Annotated in this window: 11 protein-coding genes; all 11 read left to right on the top strand. The window is 60.2% G+C overall.

From position 1 onward, the window contains the following. The first annotated feature begins 18 nt into the window (after window positions 1-18). Window positions 19-1,884: a peptidoglycan D,D-transpeptidase FtsI family protein gene (locus HMPREF2842_RS01175; RefSeq protein WP_049362869.1), complete on the top strand. Its 1,866-nt coding sequence runs from the start codon at window positions 19-21 to the stop codon at window positions 1,882-1,884. Between the two features lie 168 nt (window positions 1,885-2,052). Continuing rightward, the gene (locus HMPREF2842_RS01170) at window positions 2,053-3,789 is read left to right on the top strand and encodes a UDP-N-acetylmuramoyl-L-alanyl-D-glutamate--2,6-diaminopimelate ligase (RefSeq protein ID WP_070641966.1); all 1,737 of its coding nucleotides are present in this window, start codon (window positions 2,053-2,055) and stop codon (window positions 3,787-3,789) included. After that, window positions 3,782-5,401 carry a UDP-N-acetylmuramoyl-tripeptide--D-alanyl-D-alanine ligase gene (gene murF, locus HMPREF2842_RS01165; protein ID WP_070641964.1) on the top strand — a complete coding sequence of 540 codons (1,620 nt, stop codon included), beginning with the start codon at window positions 3,782-3,784 and terminating at the stop codon, window positions 5,399-5,401. Before HMPREF2842_RS01170 ends, murF begins: the two co-directional genes overlap by 8 nt. 6 nt (window positions 5,402-5,407) lie before the next feature. Then, complete coding sequence (gene mraY, locus HMPREF2842_RS01160; protein ID WP_005507747.1) at window positions 5,408-6,613, top strand: phospho-N-acetylmuramoyl-pentapeptide-transferase; 1,206 nt, start codon at window positions 5,408-5,410, stop codon at window positions 6,611-6,613. Further along, window positions 6,613-8,199 carry a UDP-N-acetylmuramoyl-L-alanine--D-glutamate ligase gene (gene murD / locus HMPREF2842_RS01155; RefSeq protein ID WP_070641962.1) on the top strand — a complete coding sequence of 529 codons (1,587 nt, stop codon included), beginning with the start codon at window positions 6,613-6,615 and terminating at the stop codon, window positions 8,197-8,199. Before mraY ends, murD begins: the two co-directional genes overlap by 1 nt. 148 nt (window positions 8,200-8,347) lie before the next feature. Further along, window positions 8,348-10,516: a peptidoglycan glycosyltransferase FtsW gene (locus tag HMPREF2842_RS01150; protein ID WP_070641960.1), complete on the top strand. Its 2,169-nt coding sequence runs from the start codon at window positions 8,348-8,350 to the stop codon at window positions 10,514-10,516. Window positions 10,517-10,726: 210 nt separating this feature from the next. After that, window positions 10,727-11,827 (top strand): undecaprenyldiphospho-muramoylpentapeptide beta-N-acetylglucosaminyltransferase, encoded by a 1,101-nt coding sequence (murG, locus tag HMPREF2842_RS01145; RefSeq protein ID WP_070629519.1) that lies wholly within the window; start codon window positions 10,727-10,729, stop codon window positions 11,825-11,827. Then, a complete protein-coding gene (gene murC, locus HMPREF2842_RS01140) occupies window positions 11,827-13,326 on the top strand; it encodes a UDP-N-acetylmuramate--L-alanine ligase (RefSeq protein ID WP_070629518.1) in 1,500 nt (499 codons plus the stop codon). Before murG ends, murC begins: the two co-directional genes overlap by 1 nt. A gap of 9 nt (window positions 13,327-13,335) precedes the next feature. Beyond that, the gene (locus tag HMPREF2842_RS01135) at window positions 13,336-15,006 is read left to right on the top strand and encodes a cell division protein FtsQ/DivIB (RefSeq protein WP_246822816.1); all 1,671 of its coding nucleotides are present in this window, start codon (window positions 13,336-13,338) and stop codon (window positions 15,004-15,006) included. Between the two features lie 196 nt (window positions 15,007-15,202). Then, window positions 15,203-16,384, top strand: coding sequence for a cell division protein FtsZ (gene ftsZ, locus HMPREF2842_RS01130; RefSeq protein WP_005506541.1), 1,182 nt, complete (start codon window positions 15,203-15,205; stop codon window positions 16,382-16,384). Window positions 16,385-16,533: 149 nt separating this feature from the next. Next, the gene (locus HMPREF2842_RS01125; RefSeq protein ID WP_070641958.1) at window positions 16,534-17,382 is read left to right on the top strand and encodes a purine nucleoside phosphorylase YfiH/LACC1 family protein; all 849 of its coding nucleotides are present in this window, start codon (window positions 16,534-16,536) and stop codon (window positions 17,380-17,382) included.

Here is a 17,382-nt window from a genome sequence, read left to right as displayed (position 1 = left end):
CAGCGAAAGGACCACCGCATGAGCTCCGACGCGCGTAAGAACGCGAACGAATCGGCATCCGGTCAGCCGGACCTGACCCGCCGTGGCTTTGTCGCCGGCGCCGCTGCCACCTGTGCTCTGGGCGTCATTGGTGCGAATCTGTTTATCCGCCAGGGCTTTGATCCCGGTGCGGTGGCGAATGCGTCCCGTCAGAAGCGTTTGCGCTCCCAGGTGCTGCCTGCTGTGCGCGGCCAGATTCTGGATATCAACGGCAATGTCATGGCGCGTACTGTGCAGCGCTATAATCTGACCGCAGATCAGAGCGCCGTGGCGACCTTCAAGCGTTACAACGAGGACCGCACCCAGAAGATTGAGGTCACCCCCAACCAGCTGGTGTACGAGATGGTCGATATTCTCAAGACCGTTGACCCGGGCATTACCGACGAGTTCATCAAGTCCAAGCTGGACGGCACCTCCAAGTACTCGGTGATTAAGGCAAATATCACCCCGGAAATTTTCAATAAGATTGATGCTCTGGGTGCGCCCTTTATCTACGGTGAGGCGTTCTCCCAGCGTCTGTACCCCAACGGTAGTGTGGGTGGCTCCGTGGTCGGCAAGTACAACATTGTTGAAGAGGCTGACGGCAACGGCAAGGGTGGCACGGTGTCCCGTAACTTCTCGGTGGGCATTGAGCGTGTCTTTGAGAAGGAGCTTGCCGGTACCCCCGGTGAGCGCACCTACGAGATTAGTGCTGATGGTGTGCGTATCCCCGTGGCGAAGGAAGAGCAGCGCCTGGCGGTGGACGGTAAGAATATTCGTCTGACCATTAACCGTGATGTGCAGTATTTTGCGCAGCAGGTGGTACGTGCTCGCGCTGAGGAGCTGAAGGCTGAATGGTGTACCGCCATTGTTATGGATGTGCGTGACGGCTCCATTTTGGCTCTCGCTGATTCCTCTACGATGGACCCGGGTGCGGCAACCATTGAGGATGCGGCGGATATGACTCCGCGCGCTATTTCGCAGAACGTGGAGCCCGGTTCGACCGAGAAGATGCTAACTGCTTCGGCGCTGATTGAGCAGGGCCTGACCACCCCGACGAGCGTGTATGACGTGCCCGCGACCCTCACGATTGACGGCCAGACTTTCAAGGATGCGTTTGAGCACGGGGCGCAGCGGCGTACTTTCTCGGGCATTATTCATGACTCGATGAACACCGGTACGGTGCTGGTCGGTCAGAAGCTCAGCAAGGAAGAGCGCTACAACTGGTTGAAGAAGTACGGCGTCGGCGAGTTTACCGGCATTGAGCTGACCGGTGAGGAGCAGGGTATAATCGCTGATTGGCGTGATTGGGATGGCCGTCAGCAGTACACTGTGCTGTTCGGTCAGGGTGTTGCGCAGACTCCGCTGCAGACCGCCATGATTTTCCAGGCGCTGGGCAATAAGGGCGTTCGTCTGAAGCCGCGCATTGTGGACGCGATCATTGACGCCGACGGTACCGAACATAAGCGTGCCGTAGAGCCTGGCGAACGCATGGTCAGCGAGGAGACTGCCGCTTCCTGCCTGACTCTCATGGAGAATGTGGTGGAGCAAGGCCACGCCCGTCCGGCGAAGGTGACCGGCTACCGCGTGGGCGGTAAGACCGGTACTGCGGAAACTCCGAGTGAGAAGGGCGGCTACGACGGCAACACGACGTCCTTTATTGGTGTGGCGCCGATTGAGAACCCGCAGTTCTTGGTGGCGGTGACCATGCAGCGTCCTGAGGGTAGCGTGGGTGCGAACGGTACGACGGCTGAGTTCTCCAAGATTATGGAGAAGACTCTGCACACCTATAATGTGCCGCGTTCTACCGGTGAACCGGAGTTGATTCCGCTTTTTGCTGAGGATAGCCCCAATAAGACGAGCTAAAGGCGAGCGGGGGAGAGGCGCCCGGTAGCTGATTAGTGATGGAGAAGCGCCGGTACTGAATACCTGTCGAAGCCTAAAGACCGTAGAATATTGAATGACCCTGTGTGCCTTGAGCGCATTGACCATACAGAGCTCACCGCTTCGGACAGCGGAGAGGAAAGAAGGACGATGGATATCGCATCTCACGCACCCGGCCAGAACCTGCTGGGCGGCGACGCTCAGACTCTGCGCCCGAATTCTGTGCGCCCGGTGAGTTTGGCGCACCTTCGCGAACATCTGCAGGGCCTGGGTGCTCAGGTGAGCTCCCAGCCGGCTAACGGTGTTCAGAGCTCTGAATCCGTTGAGGTCACCGGTATCAGCATGGACTCCCGAGGCGTGCGTCCGCAGGACCTGTACGTGGCTCTGCCCGGTGCGAAGGTACACGGCGCACAGTTTGCTGAGGCTGCGTTGAAGTTGGGTGCTTCCGCTATTTTGACGGATGCTGCCGGTGCGCAGCTGCTGGGCGAGGCGCCGGTGCCTGTCCTGGTGACGGAGAACCTCCGCGAGTACGTGGGTCCGTTGGCTGCGCTGATTTATGGTTCGGCGTCGTTCCCCGCCACTCACCGTTATGCTGTGACCGGTACGAACGGTAAGACCACCTCCACCTACATGCTGGAGTCGGTGTTCCGCACCGGTCTGGGGGTGAAGACCGGTCTGATTGGCACTATTCAGATTCTGATTGATGGTGTGTCGGTTCCTTCGAAGATGACCACCCCGGAGTCTCCTCACGTGCATTCTTTGCTGACGATTATGGGTCAGCAACAGGTGCGTTGCGCGGCGATGGAGGTGTCTTCGCACGCGATTGATTACCACCGTGTGGACGGTGTGAAGTACGCGGTTGCAGGCTTTACGAATCTGACCCAGGACCACCTGGATCTGCACGGCACCATGGAGCATTATTTCGAATCGAAGGCTCAGCTGTTCACTCCCGAACGTGCCGAGCTGGCTGTGATTACTGCTGATGACGAGTGGGGCGAGAAGATGTTCTCCGCCGCTTGCGAGCAGATGGGTGCGCAGCAGGTGCACCGTCTGGTGACTGCTCGCGGTGCCGGTCTGGCTGAGGTACCCGCAGAGTTTGGTGCCCGCGACTGGGCTGTGGTGAAGGTTCAGCGTGAGGGCCTGGGCCACCGCTTCCACGTGGCTAACGGTGCCGGTGAGAGCGTTGAATGCTACACCGGTCTGCCCGCTGATTTTAACGTTTCGAATGCTGCGCTGGCGGCGCTCATGGCGTACCTGGACACTGACTCCGCTGAGCGTGAGCGTCTGTTGCCCGAGCTGGCGTCCGGTTCGGCTCTGACTCCGGTGGTGCCGGGTCGTATGCAGCTAATTTCTTTGGCTCCGCACGCGATTGTGGACTTCGCCCACAACCCTGACGGTCTGACCCGTGCCCTGGAGGCGATGGATCGCCCCGGCGACGGCAAGGTCATGATTGTTTTCGGTGCGACCGGTGAGCGTGACCAGCTCAAGCGCCCGATTATGGGTGCGATTGCGGCACAGTATGCAGATATTGTGGTTGTGACTGATGACGATCCGCACGGTGAGGCGCCCGAGCCGATTCGTGCCGCCGTTGAGGAGGGCGCGCAGAAGGCTGAGAACCGCCGAGCCACCCAGATCCTGAATATTTCTCCGCGTGCCGCCGCTATTGATGCGGCAATTGCCCTGGCGGGCGAGCATGACGCCATCCTGATTGCTGGCCGCGGCCATGAAACCGAACAGGATGTTGACGGCGTGGATATCGCCCTGGACGACCGCGTTGAAACCGCCCGTGCCCTGCGTGCGCACGGTTTCGAGATTCTGCCTGACTACCAGCGCATGCTCGAAGAAAGTGACTCTAAGACCGCTGAAGGTATGGTGAAGAATGATTAAGCTCAGCGCCGCCCAGATTATTGAGGCAACCGGCGGCACCGCTATCGGCCTGGAGGGCCGTGAGGAGCAGGTGTACGCAGACTTCGCCACCACCGACTCCCGTGAGGTGCAGACCGGTACCCTGTTCGTTGCGAAGCCTGGCGCGGTCACTGACGGTCACAGGTTCATCCCCATGGCGTTTGAGAGGGGCGCGACCCTGGCGCTGGTCGAGCGTGAAGTACTCGACGAGCAGGGCGTGCCCTACCCGAGCATCCAGGTGCCCGATGTGGTGCTGGCGATGGGCGATTTGGCGCGCTATTCCATTGAGCAGATGCGCGCTCAGGGTGAGCTGACCGTTATCGGTATTACCGGTTCTGCCGGTAAGACCACCACCAAGGACCTCCTTGCCGCCATTTTCACCCCGGAGGGCCCGACCGTTGCCCCGGTCGGCTCCTACAACAGTGAGGTGGGCGTGCCCCTGACCGTTTTCCGTGCGGATGAGTCCACCCGCTACCTGGTCATTGAGATGGGTGCGGACCGTGTGGGCAACATCGAGTACCTGGCGAATATTGCGCACCCCGATCACGGTGCAATCCTGAAGGTCGGTACCGCGCACGCTGGCGAGTTCGGCGGCGTGGACAATATTGAGCGCACCAAGGGCGAGCTGGCTGAGGGCGTTCAGCCGACCGGTTCCCTGGCGCTGAACGCTGACGATGAGCGCGTGCTGCGCATGGCGTCGCGTTCGGTTGCACCCATTACCTACTTTGGCGTGGGCGAGAAGACCGACGCGAACGGCCAGCTCTACGAACGCTACGTGGCGGCGCTGAACCTGCGCACCACCGACGCTGGCTGCCCCGAGTTCACTCTGCGCCTGCCCGACGGTAGCGAGTACGAGATTTCCTCGCAGCTGATCGGTGAGCACCACGTGCACAACCTGCTGGCTGCTGCGACAATCGCCTACAACAGCGGTATTTCGGGTGAGAAGATTGCTCGCGCGCTCAACAAGGCGGCGGCGGCTTCGAAGTGGCGTATGGCGCGCACCGACCGCGCTGATGGCGTGACCGTCATTAACGACGCCTACAACGCGAACCCTGAGTCGATGGCGGCTGCACTGCGCACTCTGGCGCAGCTGGGCCGCACCGTTGACCCTGCGACTGGTCAGCCGCACCGCACCTGGGCTGTTCTGGGCGCCATGCTGGAGCTCGGTGACGCCTCCGTGGAGGAGCACGACCGCATCGGCCGCCTCGTGGTGCGCATGAACATTTCCAAGCTGATTGCTGTGGGCGACGAGACGAAGCCCATCTACAACGCTGCTCATCTGGAAGGCTCCTGGGGTAATGAGGCGACCTGGGTGAAGACCCCGGAAGAGGCAGAGCAGATCCTGCGCGCCGAGGTTCACCCCGGCGACATTGTGCTCTTCAAGTCCTCGAACGGCGCGAAGCTGGGCATTCTGGGTGACCAGGTTGCTTTCGCCGAGTACACCTTCGGCGCTGAGGAAGAGCAGGCACCGACCTGGCTTTCTGCCGGTGACTTTGTTGAAACCACCGATTTGAGCGACCACCTTGCCGCTCACCTGGACGGTACCGCTAATGGCGACCGTACTTCGACCGAACAGACCACGAACGAAGGGTAGCGCTTTATGATTACCGTGCTGATTGCTGGAATCTTCGGATTCCTCATCTCCCTCACCGCGCTGCCGGTGTTCATCAAGAAGATGAAGTCTCTGAAGCTTGGCCAGCTCATCCGTGAGGAAGGCCCGGCAGCCCACCAGCACAAGGCGGGCACCCCCACCATGGCGGGTCTGATTTTCATCCCCGCGGCGATTCTCGCCTACTTCTTGACCCTGGCGGTGAGCGCCCTGCTCTTCGGAACCGCGCCGGTACCGACCGCTACCGCGTGGCTGACCATCGCCTTCACCCTGGGCATGCTCGGTGTGGGCGCGGCGGACGACATCATGAAGTTCCGCAATAAGGGCAACGAGGGTCTGACCGAGAAACAGAAGACCATTGGTCTTCTGGGCGTGACCCTGCCCTTTGCGTACCTGGCGTTCCAGTTCCCGAATGAGTCGGGTGCTCGTCCGGCGTCGACCGCTATCTCCTTCGTGCGTGACCTGCCTATTGATCTGTTCGCGGCGGGTGCGGTCTTCGGTTCCATCCTGCTGGTTGGTTGGATTACCCTCATCTCCCTGTCCGGTACGAACGCGGTGAACTTCACCGATGGTCTGGACGGCCTGGCTGGCGGCATCATGATGACCATCTTCTCCGGCTACCTGACCATCAGCATCTGGCAGTACGTGCACGCCTGCTCCGCTGGCGCTGGCACCGCCTGCTACGATGTGCGCGACCCCGGCTCGCTGGCGCTGATTGCTGCTTCCCTGGTGGGTTCGCTGGCTGGCTTCCTCTGGTGGAACGTGTCGAAGGCACAGATCTTCATGGGCGACTCCGGCTCCCTGGCATTGGGCGGCGCAATGGTTGCTTTCGCGCTGTTCACCCGCACCGAGCTGCTTCTGCTGGTTATCGCTCTGATTCCCGTGCTGGAAGTGTTCTCTGTGATTGTGCAGAAGTTCGTGTTCAAGACCAGCCGTAAGCGTTCGGTGGCAGCGGGGGAGAAGCCCCTACACGCGCACCGTTACTTCCGTATGACCCCCTTCCACCATCACATGGAGAAGGTCGGCGTCAACGGCAAGTACTCAATTGATAAGCGAGGCATTGCCCCCGGTACCGTCAGCAGCGGCGAAGTGAACTCCGTGTTCCGCCTCTGGGTTGTTAATGCCCTCTGCGTGCTCGTCGCCCTGGCGCTGTTCTTCGGTGACTGGTTCTCGCAGACTTCTGGAGTGATTCACTAATGTCAACTAATGAACAGCCGGATACAGCTCGCATTGAAGCGAACGCCGCCGCTATTGCGGTGAACCCGGTGTATGAGAACGAGCGCCTCGCGGAACTGACTCACTGGGGCGCCCCCTGGGCTAACCTGCGCGTGGTCGTGGTGGGTATGGGCACCAGCGGCGACGCTGTGACCGACGTGCTTGCCCAGCTGGGCGCGAAGATCGTTGTCATCGACGGCGCGGATACTCCGGAGAAGCGTGAGCGCATCGAGATTTACAAGAACGCGTACGGCCCGGTTGAGGGCCTGTTCGGTCCCGAGCACATGCGTGCCCTGCCCCTGGTAGACGGTCAGGAACCCGAGCTTGTGGTTACCTCTCCGGGCGTGCGTCCCGACCACCCGGTCATGCTGGACGCTTATGAGCGTCGTATCCAGATTTGGGGCGATGTTGAGCTGGCATGGCGTTTAAACGAGCGTAGTGGCCTGCCGACCCCCAAGTGGCTGTGCCTGACCGGTACGAATGGTAAGACCACTACCGTGGGTATGGTCGATTCCGTCCTGAAGGCTGCCGGCAAGAAGGCTATTCAGGTAGGCAACGTGGGCATGCCGATTGTGTACGCCATTGCCGATGATGAGCCCTATGAGTTCTTCGCGGTGGAGCTGTCCAGCTTCCAGCTGCACTGGACCCATTCGTTGTCCCCGTACGCTTCGGTGGTTCTGAACATTGCTGAGGACCACGTGGACTGGCACGGTTCGTTCGAGCGTTACAAGGCTGATAAGGCTCGCGTGTACGAGCACACTCAGGTTGCCTGCATCTTCAACACCGACCATGTGGACACCCTGCGCATGGTTGAGAACGCGGACGTTATTGAGGGCGCTCGCGCGATTGGCTTCAGCTCCACTGAGATGCCCGCCGTGTCGATGCTCGGCCTGGCTGAGGACATTATGGTGGACCGCGCCTTCTTGAAGAACCGTTACAACGAGGCGTATGAGCTGGCGGTTCTGGAGGATTTGGCTCCGGCTCCCGGTAAGATGCCTGCGAAGCACACCGTGGAGAACGCTCTGGCGGCTGCGGCGCTGTGCCGTGCGGCTGATATTGACCCGAAGGCTGTGGGCGCGGGCCTGCGTTCTTTCAAGACCGGTGCGCACCGCAACCAGCTGGTGGGCTACGCGAACGACATCATGTGGGTGAACGATTCGAAGGCTACGAATCCTCACGCCGCGAACGCGTCGATGAGCGGCTACCCCTCGCTGGTGTGGATTGCTGGCGGCCTGTCGAAGGGCGTTGAGTACGATGAGCTGATTGCTGCCCACGCGCAGCGTCTGAAGGCTGTGCTGATTATCGGTACCGATACTGCGGCGTTGAAGTCGGCATTGGCTAACCACGCTCCGCAGGTTCCGACCTGCAATATGACCGCCGCTGTGGCTGATTCTTCGGACGGCGTTGCCGTGATGAACGCGGCCGTTGCGAAGGCTGCTGAGCTGGCGCATCCGGGGGATACCGTGCTGATGGCTCCCGCGTCTGCGTCGATGGACCAGTTCAAGAATTATGCGGTGCGCGGTGATGCGTTTGCGAACGCTGTTGCCGCCCAGCTGGCAGACTCTTAGGACGTTGCCTGCAGGGGCGTCTCGGGTAACCGGGGTGCTTTCTGCGGGTTCTTCTCGGGGGTGGGATGGTAACGGTGTCCCACCCCTGAACCTTTTTCGTGTATTCGCCACGACGGATCCGTGGCAGTTGAGGCCTATAGGAGGGCATGTGAGTACCAGCGCATCTTCGGAGCGTTCGGCTTCTTCAGCGCGTTCGACTACGAGTGGTCGTTGGGCGTCTTTGCGAGCCGGTTTGGAGGATTTCTCAGCGCCGTTCCGTGCTCGTGCCGGTAGGCTGTACCGTCGTGGTTTGAAGGCTGACCTGTGGGATGTGCCGGTGATGCTGCTGGTGACGACCCTGGGTCTGGCTATTTTTGGCTGCATTATGGTGCTGTCGGCCTCGAGCGTCACCATGATTTCTCAGGGCCAGTCGCCGTTCTCGCAGGTTTCGTCGCAGGTCATGTTCTTGGTTCTTGGCGTGATTGCGATGGCGGGTATTACGCGCATCCCGGTGGGTGTCTACCACAAGAAGTTTGTGGTGAACGCGATGCTGATTGCCGCGTTGGTCATGCAGCTTGCTGTGGTGGTCGTTGGCGTTGAGGTGAACGGTAACCGTAACTGGTTGAAATTCCCCGGCGGCGTGCAGATTCAGCCGTCGGAGTTTTCGAAGCTGGCGATTATTATGTGGCTGGCATGGGTGTACAGCCGCCACGGCGATATTTCTCGCAGTATTTGGCGTACTCTGTTCCCCTCGATTTATGGTGTGGGTGCCCTGGTGCTGCTGATTATGCTCGGCGGTGATATGGGTACCGCCATGGTGTACGGCTTCATCTTTGTGGGCATGATGTGGCTGGCGGGCGCTTCTCGTAGCTCGCTGCTGAAGATTGGCGGCGCGTTTGCGGCGTTGGCGCTGGTGGGCGTTCTCAGTAGCGCGAACCGTGTGGCTCGTATTTTCGGTGTTTGGGGCTCGTGCACGAACGCTAACTGTGACCAGGCGAATTCTGGTGAGGTGGCGCTGACGACCGGCGGCTTCTTGGGTGTTGGCCTGGGCCAGTCGCGTCAGAAGTACAACTACTTGGCTGAGGCGCATAACGACTATATTTTCGCCATTATTGGTGAGGAGCTGGGCCTGCTGGGTACGCTGGCGGTTCTGCTGCTGTATGCGGGCCTGGTGTATTGTGCGGTGCGTATTATGCTGCGCACTACTGACCCGCTGGTGCGTTTGGCTACGGGCGGCATCATGATTTGGCTGACTTCTCAGGCGATTATCAATATGGGCATGGTGTCCCGTATTTTGCCGGTGATTGGTGTGCCTCTGCCGTTTGTCTCCTATGGTGGTTCGTCGCTGTTGTCTTCGTTGTTTGCGGCGGGTTTGTTGTTGGCGTTTGCGCGGCAGACTCCGTTGCGTGGCGCGACGGCACCGTCGAATATTGAGACTCAGAGCGTGCGTGAGGTTCGTCGTGCGAATGCTGATTGGCAGCGTCGTACGCCGTTGCAGATTGTGCTGAATCAGGAGGAGGCAGCTCGTGCGGCTGCCGGTGGCCACCTGATGAAGGAACATAATCCTTTGAAGGTTGTTTTCGGTCCGGAGAGTACGTTGCGCCGCTGGTTGGGTTTTGCGCCGGATCAGCAGCGTGAGTTGTCTCGTATAGCTCGTGAGCAGCGGAAGGAGCAGGAGCGCCAGGCTCGGGAGCAGGCTCGTCGCGAGGAGGAACAGGCTCGCCGGGAGGCGGCGCAGGCTCGAGAAGAGGCTCGTCGTGCTCGTGAGGAGGCACGTCTGGCTCGTGAGGAAGCTGCCCGTGTGAAGGCGGAGCAGAAGGCTGAAGCTCAGAAACAGAAGGCCTCGCAGAAACCTGCCCCGCAGAAGCCTGCACCGAAGAAGGCAGCTCCGCAGAAGGCTCCCGCTCAGCCTCGTACCGGTCAGCAGGCTCGTGTTGCCCAGAAGAGTACTGCCTCTGCTCGAGCGGCACAGGGTAAGCCTGCTCAGCCTCGTACTGCTCAGCCCCGTACCGCTCAGCAGCCTGCTGCTCAGCCTCGTACCGCTCAGCAGCCCGCCGCGCAGAAGCGAGTGCAGCAGCCTCGTGGCGCTCAGCCCCGTAGCGCACAGCACCGTCCGTCGGGTTCGCTACCTGCGGGTCTGCAGCCGTTGCATCCGGAGGACCGTCAGCGTCGTGCCCAGCGACTGGGTAATCCTCGACAGGGCGCTCAACGTCAGGCAGCGCCGCGACAGGGCACCCAGGCAAAGGGTACTCCGAAGAACAGCGCTCAGCAGGCGCAGCGTCCGGCTCAGGGCGCGGCTCGGAACTCGGCTCAGCGCGGCACCCGCAAGCAGGGCTAAACCCCGCGGAACCCGCTCCGCGAAGCCTGCATATCGGGGGCTGGCAATCGGGGAAGTGAGCTGCGGTTCGCACCTCTACCCGTGATGAATATGCGCTGAATAAGAGATAACGCCCTCGCCGTTGAGTCATAGCTCAATGGCGGGGGCGCTCTATTGAACAGGTGCGATAGCGTAAAATGATGCTGTACCGATGTGTTGGGAGAAAGACCTATGACGAAGAAGGCGCCCTCTATAGTCTTCGCCGGTGGTGGCACCGCCGGTCATATTAATCCGATGCTCGCGATTGCGCGTGCGGTTCGTGATCTTGAGCCGAACGCTAAGATTCTGATGCTGGGCACTGCGGACAAGATGGAAGCCGAGCTGGTTCCGGCAGCTGGTTTCGATATTGAGTTTATTCCTCGTGCGGCGTTCCCTCGTAGCATTAACCGTGACGCTTTGGCTTTCCCCGCTAAGTTCTTTGGTGGTCTGTCGAAGACCCGCCGCATCCTCAAGGAAGCAGATGCGGATGTGGTTGTTGGTGTGGGCGGCTACGTGTGCCCGCCGGCGTATCTGTCGGCGTTGAGCGCTAAGATTCCCGTGGTGATTCATGAGGCGAACGCGAAGCCCGGTTTGGCGAACCGCCTGGGTGGCACGTTTGCGAAGTTCACCGGTGTGGCGTTCCCTAATACTCCTTTCCCGCGCGCGACCCTGGTGGGTATGCCGATGAAGGATGAGATTGCCTACCTGAACCGTGAGGCGCACCGTTCGAAGGCTCGCCGTAACCTGGGCCTGAACCCGCAGAAGCCGACCGTGATTGTGACCGGCGGTTCGTTGGGTGCGTTGAGTCTGAATAATGCGGTGGCGGCGTGCCGTGACCACTTTGCGGAGTGGGACTTCCAGATTCTGCACATTACCGGTAAGGGTAAGGCTGTTCTGGATGAGAATGGTGAGCCGCTGAGTGCGCCGAATTACCGTCAGATTGAGTTCAGCAACGGCATGCAGGATGTGTATGCTGCCGCTGATCTTCTGCTGGTGCGTTCGGGTGCGGCGACCGTCAGTGAGGTTGCCGCTGTGGGTGTTCCCGCGATTTTTGTGCCGCTTCCTATTGGTAATGGTGAGCAGGCTCTGAATGCTCGTTCTCTGGTGGAGTCGTCTGCGGCTCTGCTGGTGAAGGATGCAGAGGTCACCGGTGAGTGGTTCGCCCGTGAGATTCCGGCTCTTATGGCGAATCCGGAGGAGCTGGAGCGCATGGGCGCTGCGGCGTATGAACTTGGTATCCGTGACGCGGCGAGCGTTATGGCTGAAGCAGTATTGAAGGCAGCTGAGAAGTAATGACTGAATTGATGAATCTTGAGATGGTGTTGCCTGCACCGCTGAACCCGCCGTTCCCTGAGCGTGCGAAGATGAGCGAGTTGGGCCGTGTGCACTTCATCGGTATTGGTGGCGCGGGTATGAGCGCTATTGCCGCTCTGATGCTGCAGGCTGGTGTGACGGTGAGCGGTTCTGACCGTGCGGAGTCGGCTACTATTGAGTCTTTGCGTGCTGCGGGTGCTCGTGTGGGTGTTCCTCAGCAGGCTGAGAACATTGTGGATGTTGATACCGTGGTGATTTCTACCGCGATTCGTGAGGATAACCCGGAGCTTGTTGCCGCTCGTGCGCAGGGTCTGCGTGTGCTGCATCGTTCTGAGGCTCTTGCCGCCGTGATGGGTGAGTCTCAGGTGGTTGCTGTTGCCGGTACTCACGGTAAGAGCACGACCAGCTCCATGATTTCTGTGATGTTTGATCAGCTGGGTGCTGACCCGTCGTTTGCGGTGGGTACTGTGATTGCTGGTCGCGGCACGAACGCGCACCTGGGTGCTCAGGGCCCGGAGTCGATTTTTGTGGCTGAGGCTGATGAGTCGGACGGCTCGTTTGTGCGTTACCGCCCGGCTATTGCTGTGGTGACGAATGTTGAGCCGGACCACCTGGATTTCTACGAGACGGATGAGCGTGTCTTTGAGGCGTTCAACCGTTTTGTGGGTTCGCTGGCACCTAACGGTGTTGTGGTGACCTGTGCTGATGATGCGGGCGCGGCTGATTTGGCTGCTCGTTCTCGTGCGGCGGGTGTGCCCGTGGTGACTTACGGTGAGTCGGCGGATGCTGACTTGCGTATTAGTGAGATTACCAGCGCTGGTTCTTCCTCGTCGTCGCACCTGTCCTGGTCGTTTGAATGCCGTGGCGTGCGTTATGAGGGTGAGCAGGATCTTGCGCTGAAGGTGCCGGGTATTCATAACCAGTTGAACGCTTCGGCTGCTTTTGCGTCGGCGTTGATTTCTGGTTACGAGGCTGCCGATATTGCTCGCGCTCTGGCTGAGTTTGTGGGTGCTGACCGCCGCTTCACCCTGCGTGGTGAGGTTGCGGGCGTGAAGGTCTTTGATGACTATGCGCACCACCCGACCGAGGTGTTCCGTGCTCTGGAGACCGGTCGTACCGTGGCTGATGGCCACAACCTGTACGTGATTTTCCAGCCGCATCTGTTCTCTCGTACTCGCGAGTTCGCGAAGGAGTTCGCTGAGGCTCTGTCGATGGCTGACCGTGCTCATGTGCTGGATATTTACCCGGCTCGTGAGCTGCCGATTGAGGGTGTGACTAGTGAGCTGATTACCGGTGCTGGTTTCTCTGAGGTTCGTTACGCTACCGCTGAGGACGCTATTGAGGATATTGTGACCTGCGCTCAGGCTGGCGATATTGTGATGACCGTTGGCGCTGGCGATGTGACCGCTTTGGGTGCGCGTCTGCTGGAGTCCCTGGAAATCCGTCACGGTGGCGAGTCGAAGAAGTCGGAGGCTTAGGCTGTGCCGATGAGTTCTGGTCTCTCTTCGGAGGGGCATTCCTCCTCGCGCGCGCCGAAGGCTCCGCGTTCGCGTGCTCGTTTGCGCGCCCAGCAGGTAGCTGAGAATGCGCAGGTTGAGGCTAAGAAATCTGAGTCTGTGCAGGCTGAATCTGCGCAGTCTCAGCTGACTCAGCCGCAGGCCACCCAGCCTCAGGTTGTGAAGAGCGCAGAAGCTACTGGGACTGCAAAGCCCTCGGAAGCTATGAAGTCTGTGGACGCCGTGAAGCCTGTCGAGGTTGCATCCTCGGAGGCTTCTGCTCAGCCTTCTGGTGCGCAGTCTGCCGCTAATCAGCCTTCCGCTACTCAGTCTTCGAGCTCCGTGCGACACATGCCGCGTAAGCCGGTGGTGCATAAGTCGCCCAGTCAGAACGGTGCTGATTCTTCGGCGTCCAAGAGCGCTGCGGCGGTTCATTCTTCAGCACAGTCTTTGAAGGATTCGGTGCGTTCTGCGCTGATGACCGGTCGTACCGTGTCTGAGGTTGAGCATGCGCCCGAGCTGTTTGATGTTGAGGCGTTTGAGGATTCTTCGTCGAAGACTTCATCCGCCAAGGGTGCATCTGCTCAGACTGCATCCTCGCAGTCGGTGAAGAGCGCAGAAAAGGAAGTAGCCGATCAGAAGGCTGCTCAGAAGAGTTCTGATAAGAAGTCTTCTGCCGATTCTGCTGAATCTCGCGAAGAGTCTGCCGCTCAGAAAGCTGAAGAAAGCGCCGATAAGGCGGGGGAGAAGGCTGTTGAAGAGCCTCGTCCCGCGAGCCGTTTTGGTCGTTGGCGTGCCGAGCGTGAGCAGCAGCGTGCAGCGGAGATTGAGAAGGAGCGCGAGCGTGCGAGCCGTCAGGCTCACCGTGAGCGTCTGCGTCAGGATCCGGGTCTGGACGGTCTGCGTGCTGAGGAGCGCCCCCGTAAGGAGCGTGCGCCTCTGACTCGTGCCCGTAAGCTGCTGTACACCGTCTCGGCACTGGCTATTATCGCGGTGCTGTATGTGGTGCTGGTCTTCTTCTCGCCCCTGTTGGCGACTCAGAAGATCACGGTGCGCGGCACGTCCCTGCTGGAAACCACCCAGGTGGAGCAGAAGCTTGAGCCTCTGCGCGGCGTTCCGCTCACTCGCATCGATGAGAAGAAGGTGCGTGAGCTGATCGGGCAGGATAATGTGATTCGTAGCGTGCAGGTGGAGAGCCGTCCGCCGCATGAGCTGGTGGTGACTCTGAAGGAGCGTACCGCGGTTGCGGTTGTGAAGCAGGGCGATACGTACCATACTGTTGATAGTGATGGTGTGAGCCTTCTGGAGTCGGCAACTCAGCCCGATACGTCGGTGCCGCTGGTTCGTTTCAGCGGTGATGACCCGCAGACTTCGGCTGAGTTCCGCACTATTTCTACCGCGCTTTCGGCGATGCCCTCTGAGCTTCTAGCTCAGGTTAAGGAAGCCGGCGCTACGTCAACCTCAAGTATCACTCTAACCTTGAGGGATAATACTACGGTGCAGTGGGGAACCGCTGAAGAGAGTGAGTTGAAGGCTAAGGTCCTGCTCTCCCTGCGCCAGGCTATTGCTAAGCGTGCCCAGGAGGAGACCTCCTCCGAGGCACAGACGCAGAAGGTGACCGTCTATGACGTGTCTGCCCCGCGCGTACCGGTGACCCGTTAGGGGAACCATTCAGGCGCTTTATCCTCCCTTTTTGTGTGAAATCCGCAAAAAGAGGGGGTAATTGCGCTGTGTGACTAGGAACCGACAAAAACAGTTTGGTATCCTAGCAGATAAAGTCATTCTTTAGAGGAAACCTTCAGGCTTAGATTAAGCTGCGGGTCTTCCGAAGCTGGAACACGGAACAATCGAGGAATACATGGACGCTGGAACTCCCCAGAACTACTTGGCAGTCATCAAGGTCGTTGGTATCGGCGGCGGTGGCGTCAACGCAGTCAACCGCATGATTGAGGTTGGTCTGCGCGGCGTTGAGTTCATTGCTATCAACACTGACGCTCAGGCTCTGCTGATGTCCGATGCAGACGTTAAGCTGGACGTTGGTCGTGAGCTGACCCGCGGTCTTGGCGCGGGCGCAAACCCCGAGGTTGGCCGTCAGGCAGCCGAGGATCACGCGCAGGAAATTGAGGAAGTCCTCAAGGGCGCAGACATGGTCTTTGTGACCGCAGGTGAGGGTGGTGGCACCGGTACCGGTGGCGCACCCGTCGTGGCACGTATTGCCCGCTCCCTCGGCGCTCTGACCATTGGTGTGGTGACCCGCCCCTTCACCTTCGAAGGCCGTCGCCGCTCCAACCAGGCTGAGACCGGTATCGCTGCTCTGCGCGATGAGGTTGATACCCTGATCGTTATTCCGAACGACCGACTGCTGTCGATTTCGGATCGCAACGTCTCCATGCTGGACGCATTCAAGTCCGCTGACCAGGTTCTGCTCTCCGGTGTGCAGGGCATTACCGACCTGATCACCACCCCCGGCCTGATCAACCTTGACTTCGCTGACGTTAAGTCCGTCATGCAGGGTGCTGGTTCGGCTCTGATGGGTATCGGCTCGGCATCCGGTGAGGACCGTGCCGTGAAGGCAGCTGAGCTGGCTATCGCTTCGCCGCTGCTGGAAGCATCCATCGACGGTGCACACGGCGTTCTGCTGTCCATTCAGGGTGGCTCCGACCTGGGTCTGTTCGAGATTAACGAGGCTGCACGCCTGGTTCAGGAAGTTGCTCACCCCGACGCAAACATCATCTTCGGTGCGGTTATTGACGACGCACTGGGCGATGAGGCTCGCGTGACCGTGATTGCTGCTGGCTTCGACGCAGTGAACCCGGAGACCAACTCCAACGCTTCCACTGCTGCGGCTACTCAGGCTCAGCGCACCCAGGCATCCTTCGGCGGTTCCACCGCTCCGGCTGCTAACGGCTACGGCTACAACGCACCCGCTGCTGCTCCGGCTTCCACCGGCGCTGCTGGCTTCGACGTTGACCTTCCCCCGGTTGTGGAGGAAGCTCCGGCTCGCCGCGACACCCTGGACGTCCCTGACTTCCTGAAGTAGTCTGCCCGGCTGTGAACGCATAGGCGTTGCACAGCTGAGAGTCTTATGAAGCTATAGGGGAGCTGAGAAACAAGCACATTGTGCTGTTCTCGGCTCCCCTTTGCTATACCCGCCGTTATACCTGCTGACACCTGATGAAGGAATAGATGATGAGCGACGCTCCCAAAACTCCGCTACTTGCTGCTGCCGATACCCGCACCTTGGGCTCTTGGCGTGTGCGGGTGGGTTTCACCTCCCGCGCGGCGGGCAACCTGGGTCTGCACGTGGACGATGAGCTCGGTGGCGGTATGGATGCCTCCCTGGTGCGCACCCTCAACCACCGTGCCGCCCTGGAGGAGGCGCTGGGTACCGAGCCGTTCTTCTACCTGAACCAGGTGCACGGCGTGCAGATTGCCTACCCGGAAGACTATGCGGTGGAATCCTACGCCCCCGGCGCCCCCGAGGAGCGTACCGCTGAGCGTGCCCGCGCGGTGCTGGAGAACTCCCCGGTCGCCGATGCGGCGATTAGCAGTGAGGGCGTGCCCCTGGCGATTATGGTGGCGGACTGCATTCCCGTGGTGCTGGTGGGTGAGCGGGTCGCGAACTGGCAACCAATCCTGGCGGTGGCTCACGCTGGCCGCCGCGGCCTGCTTGATGGCGTGCTTCAGCAGACTGTGCAGCGGATGCGTCAGCTCGGCGCGGAGAAAATTACCGCCTGGCTGGGTCCGAGTATTTGCGGTAGCTGCTACGAGGTGCCCGAGGCGATGCGCACCGAGTCCACCGAACTGATTCCGCAGGTGCATTCGGTGACCAGCCAGCAGACCCCCGGCCTGGATCTGCCCGCCGGTGCCCGCGCCGTGCTGGAGGAGGCGGGCGTGCAGGTGAGCATGGACTGTGCGCAGTGCACGTTTGAGGAGCCCGAGGTGTATTCGCATCGCGGGTTCACGAACCGCGGTGAGAAGCCAGGCCGTATTGCGGGTCTGGTGTGGATTGAGAAGGCGGCAGAGCCCGCCGCCTAG

The sequence above is a fragment of the Rothia sp. HMSC069C10 genome (genome assembly GCF_001812205.1).
Lineage (GTDB): Bacteria > Actinomycetota > Actinomycetes > Actinomycetales > Micrococcaceae > Rothia > Rothia mucilaginosa.
Note: the sequence above shows the minus strand (reverse complement) of the source record. Positions and strands in the feature narration are given on the sequence as shown.

Coding starts and splice junctions, on each gene's coding strand:
- HMPREF2842_RS01175 (WP_049362869.1), top strand. CDS start 19: ATGAGCTCCGACGCGCGTAAGAACGCGAACGAATCGGCATCCGGTCAG.
- HMPREF2842_RS01170 (WP_070641966.1), top strand. CDS start 2,053: ATGGATATCGCATCTCACGCACCCGGCCAGAACCTGCTGGGCGGCGAC.
- murF (WP_070641964.1), top strand. CDS start 3,782: ATGATTAAGCTCAGCGCCGCCCAGATTATTGAGGCAACCGGCGGCACC.
- mraY (WP_005507747.1), top strand. CDS start 5,408: ATGATTACCGTGCTGATTGCTGGAATCTTCGGATTCCTCATCTCCCTC.
- murD (WP_070641962.1), top strand. CDS start 6,613: ATGTCAACTAATGAACAGCCGGATACAGCTCGCATTGAAGCGAACGCC.
- murG (WP_070629519.1), top strand. CDS start 10,727: ATGACGAAGAAGGCGCCCTCTATAGTCTTCGCCGGTGGTGGCACCGCC.
- murC (WP_070629518.1), top strand. CDS start 11,827: ATGACTGAATTGATGAATCTTGAGATGGTGTTGCCTGCACCGCTGAAC.
- HMPREF2842_RS01135 (WP_246822816.1), top strand. CDS start 13,336: ATGAGTTCTGGTCTCTCTTCGGAGGGGCATTCCTCCTCGCGCGCGCCG.
- ftsZ (WP_005506541.1), top strand. CDS start 15,203: ATGGACGCTGGAACTCCCCAGAACTACTTGGCAGTCATCAAGGTCGTT.
- HMPREF2842_RS01125 (WP_070641958.1), top strand. CDS start 16,534: ATGAGCGACGCTCCCAAAACTCCGCTACTTGCTGCTGCCGATACCCGC.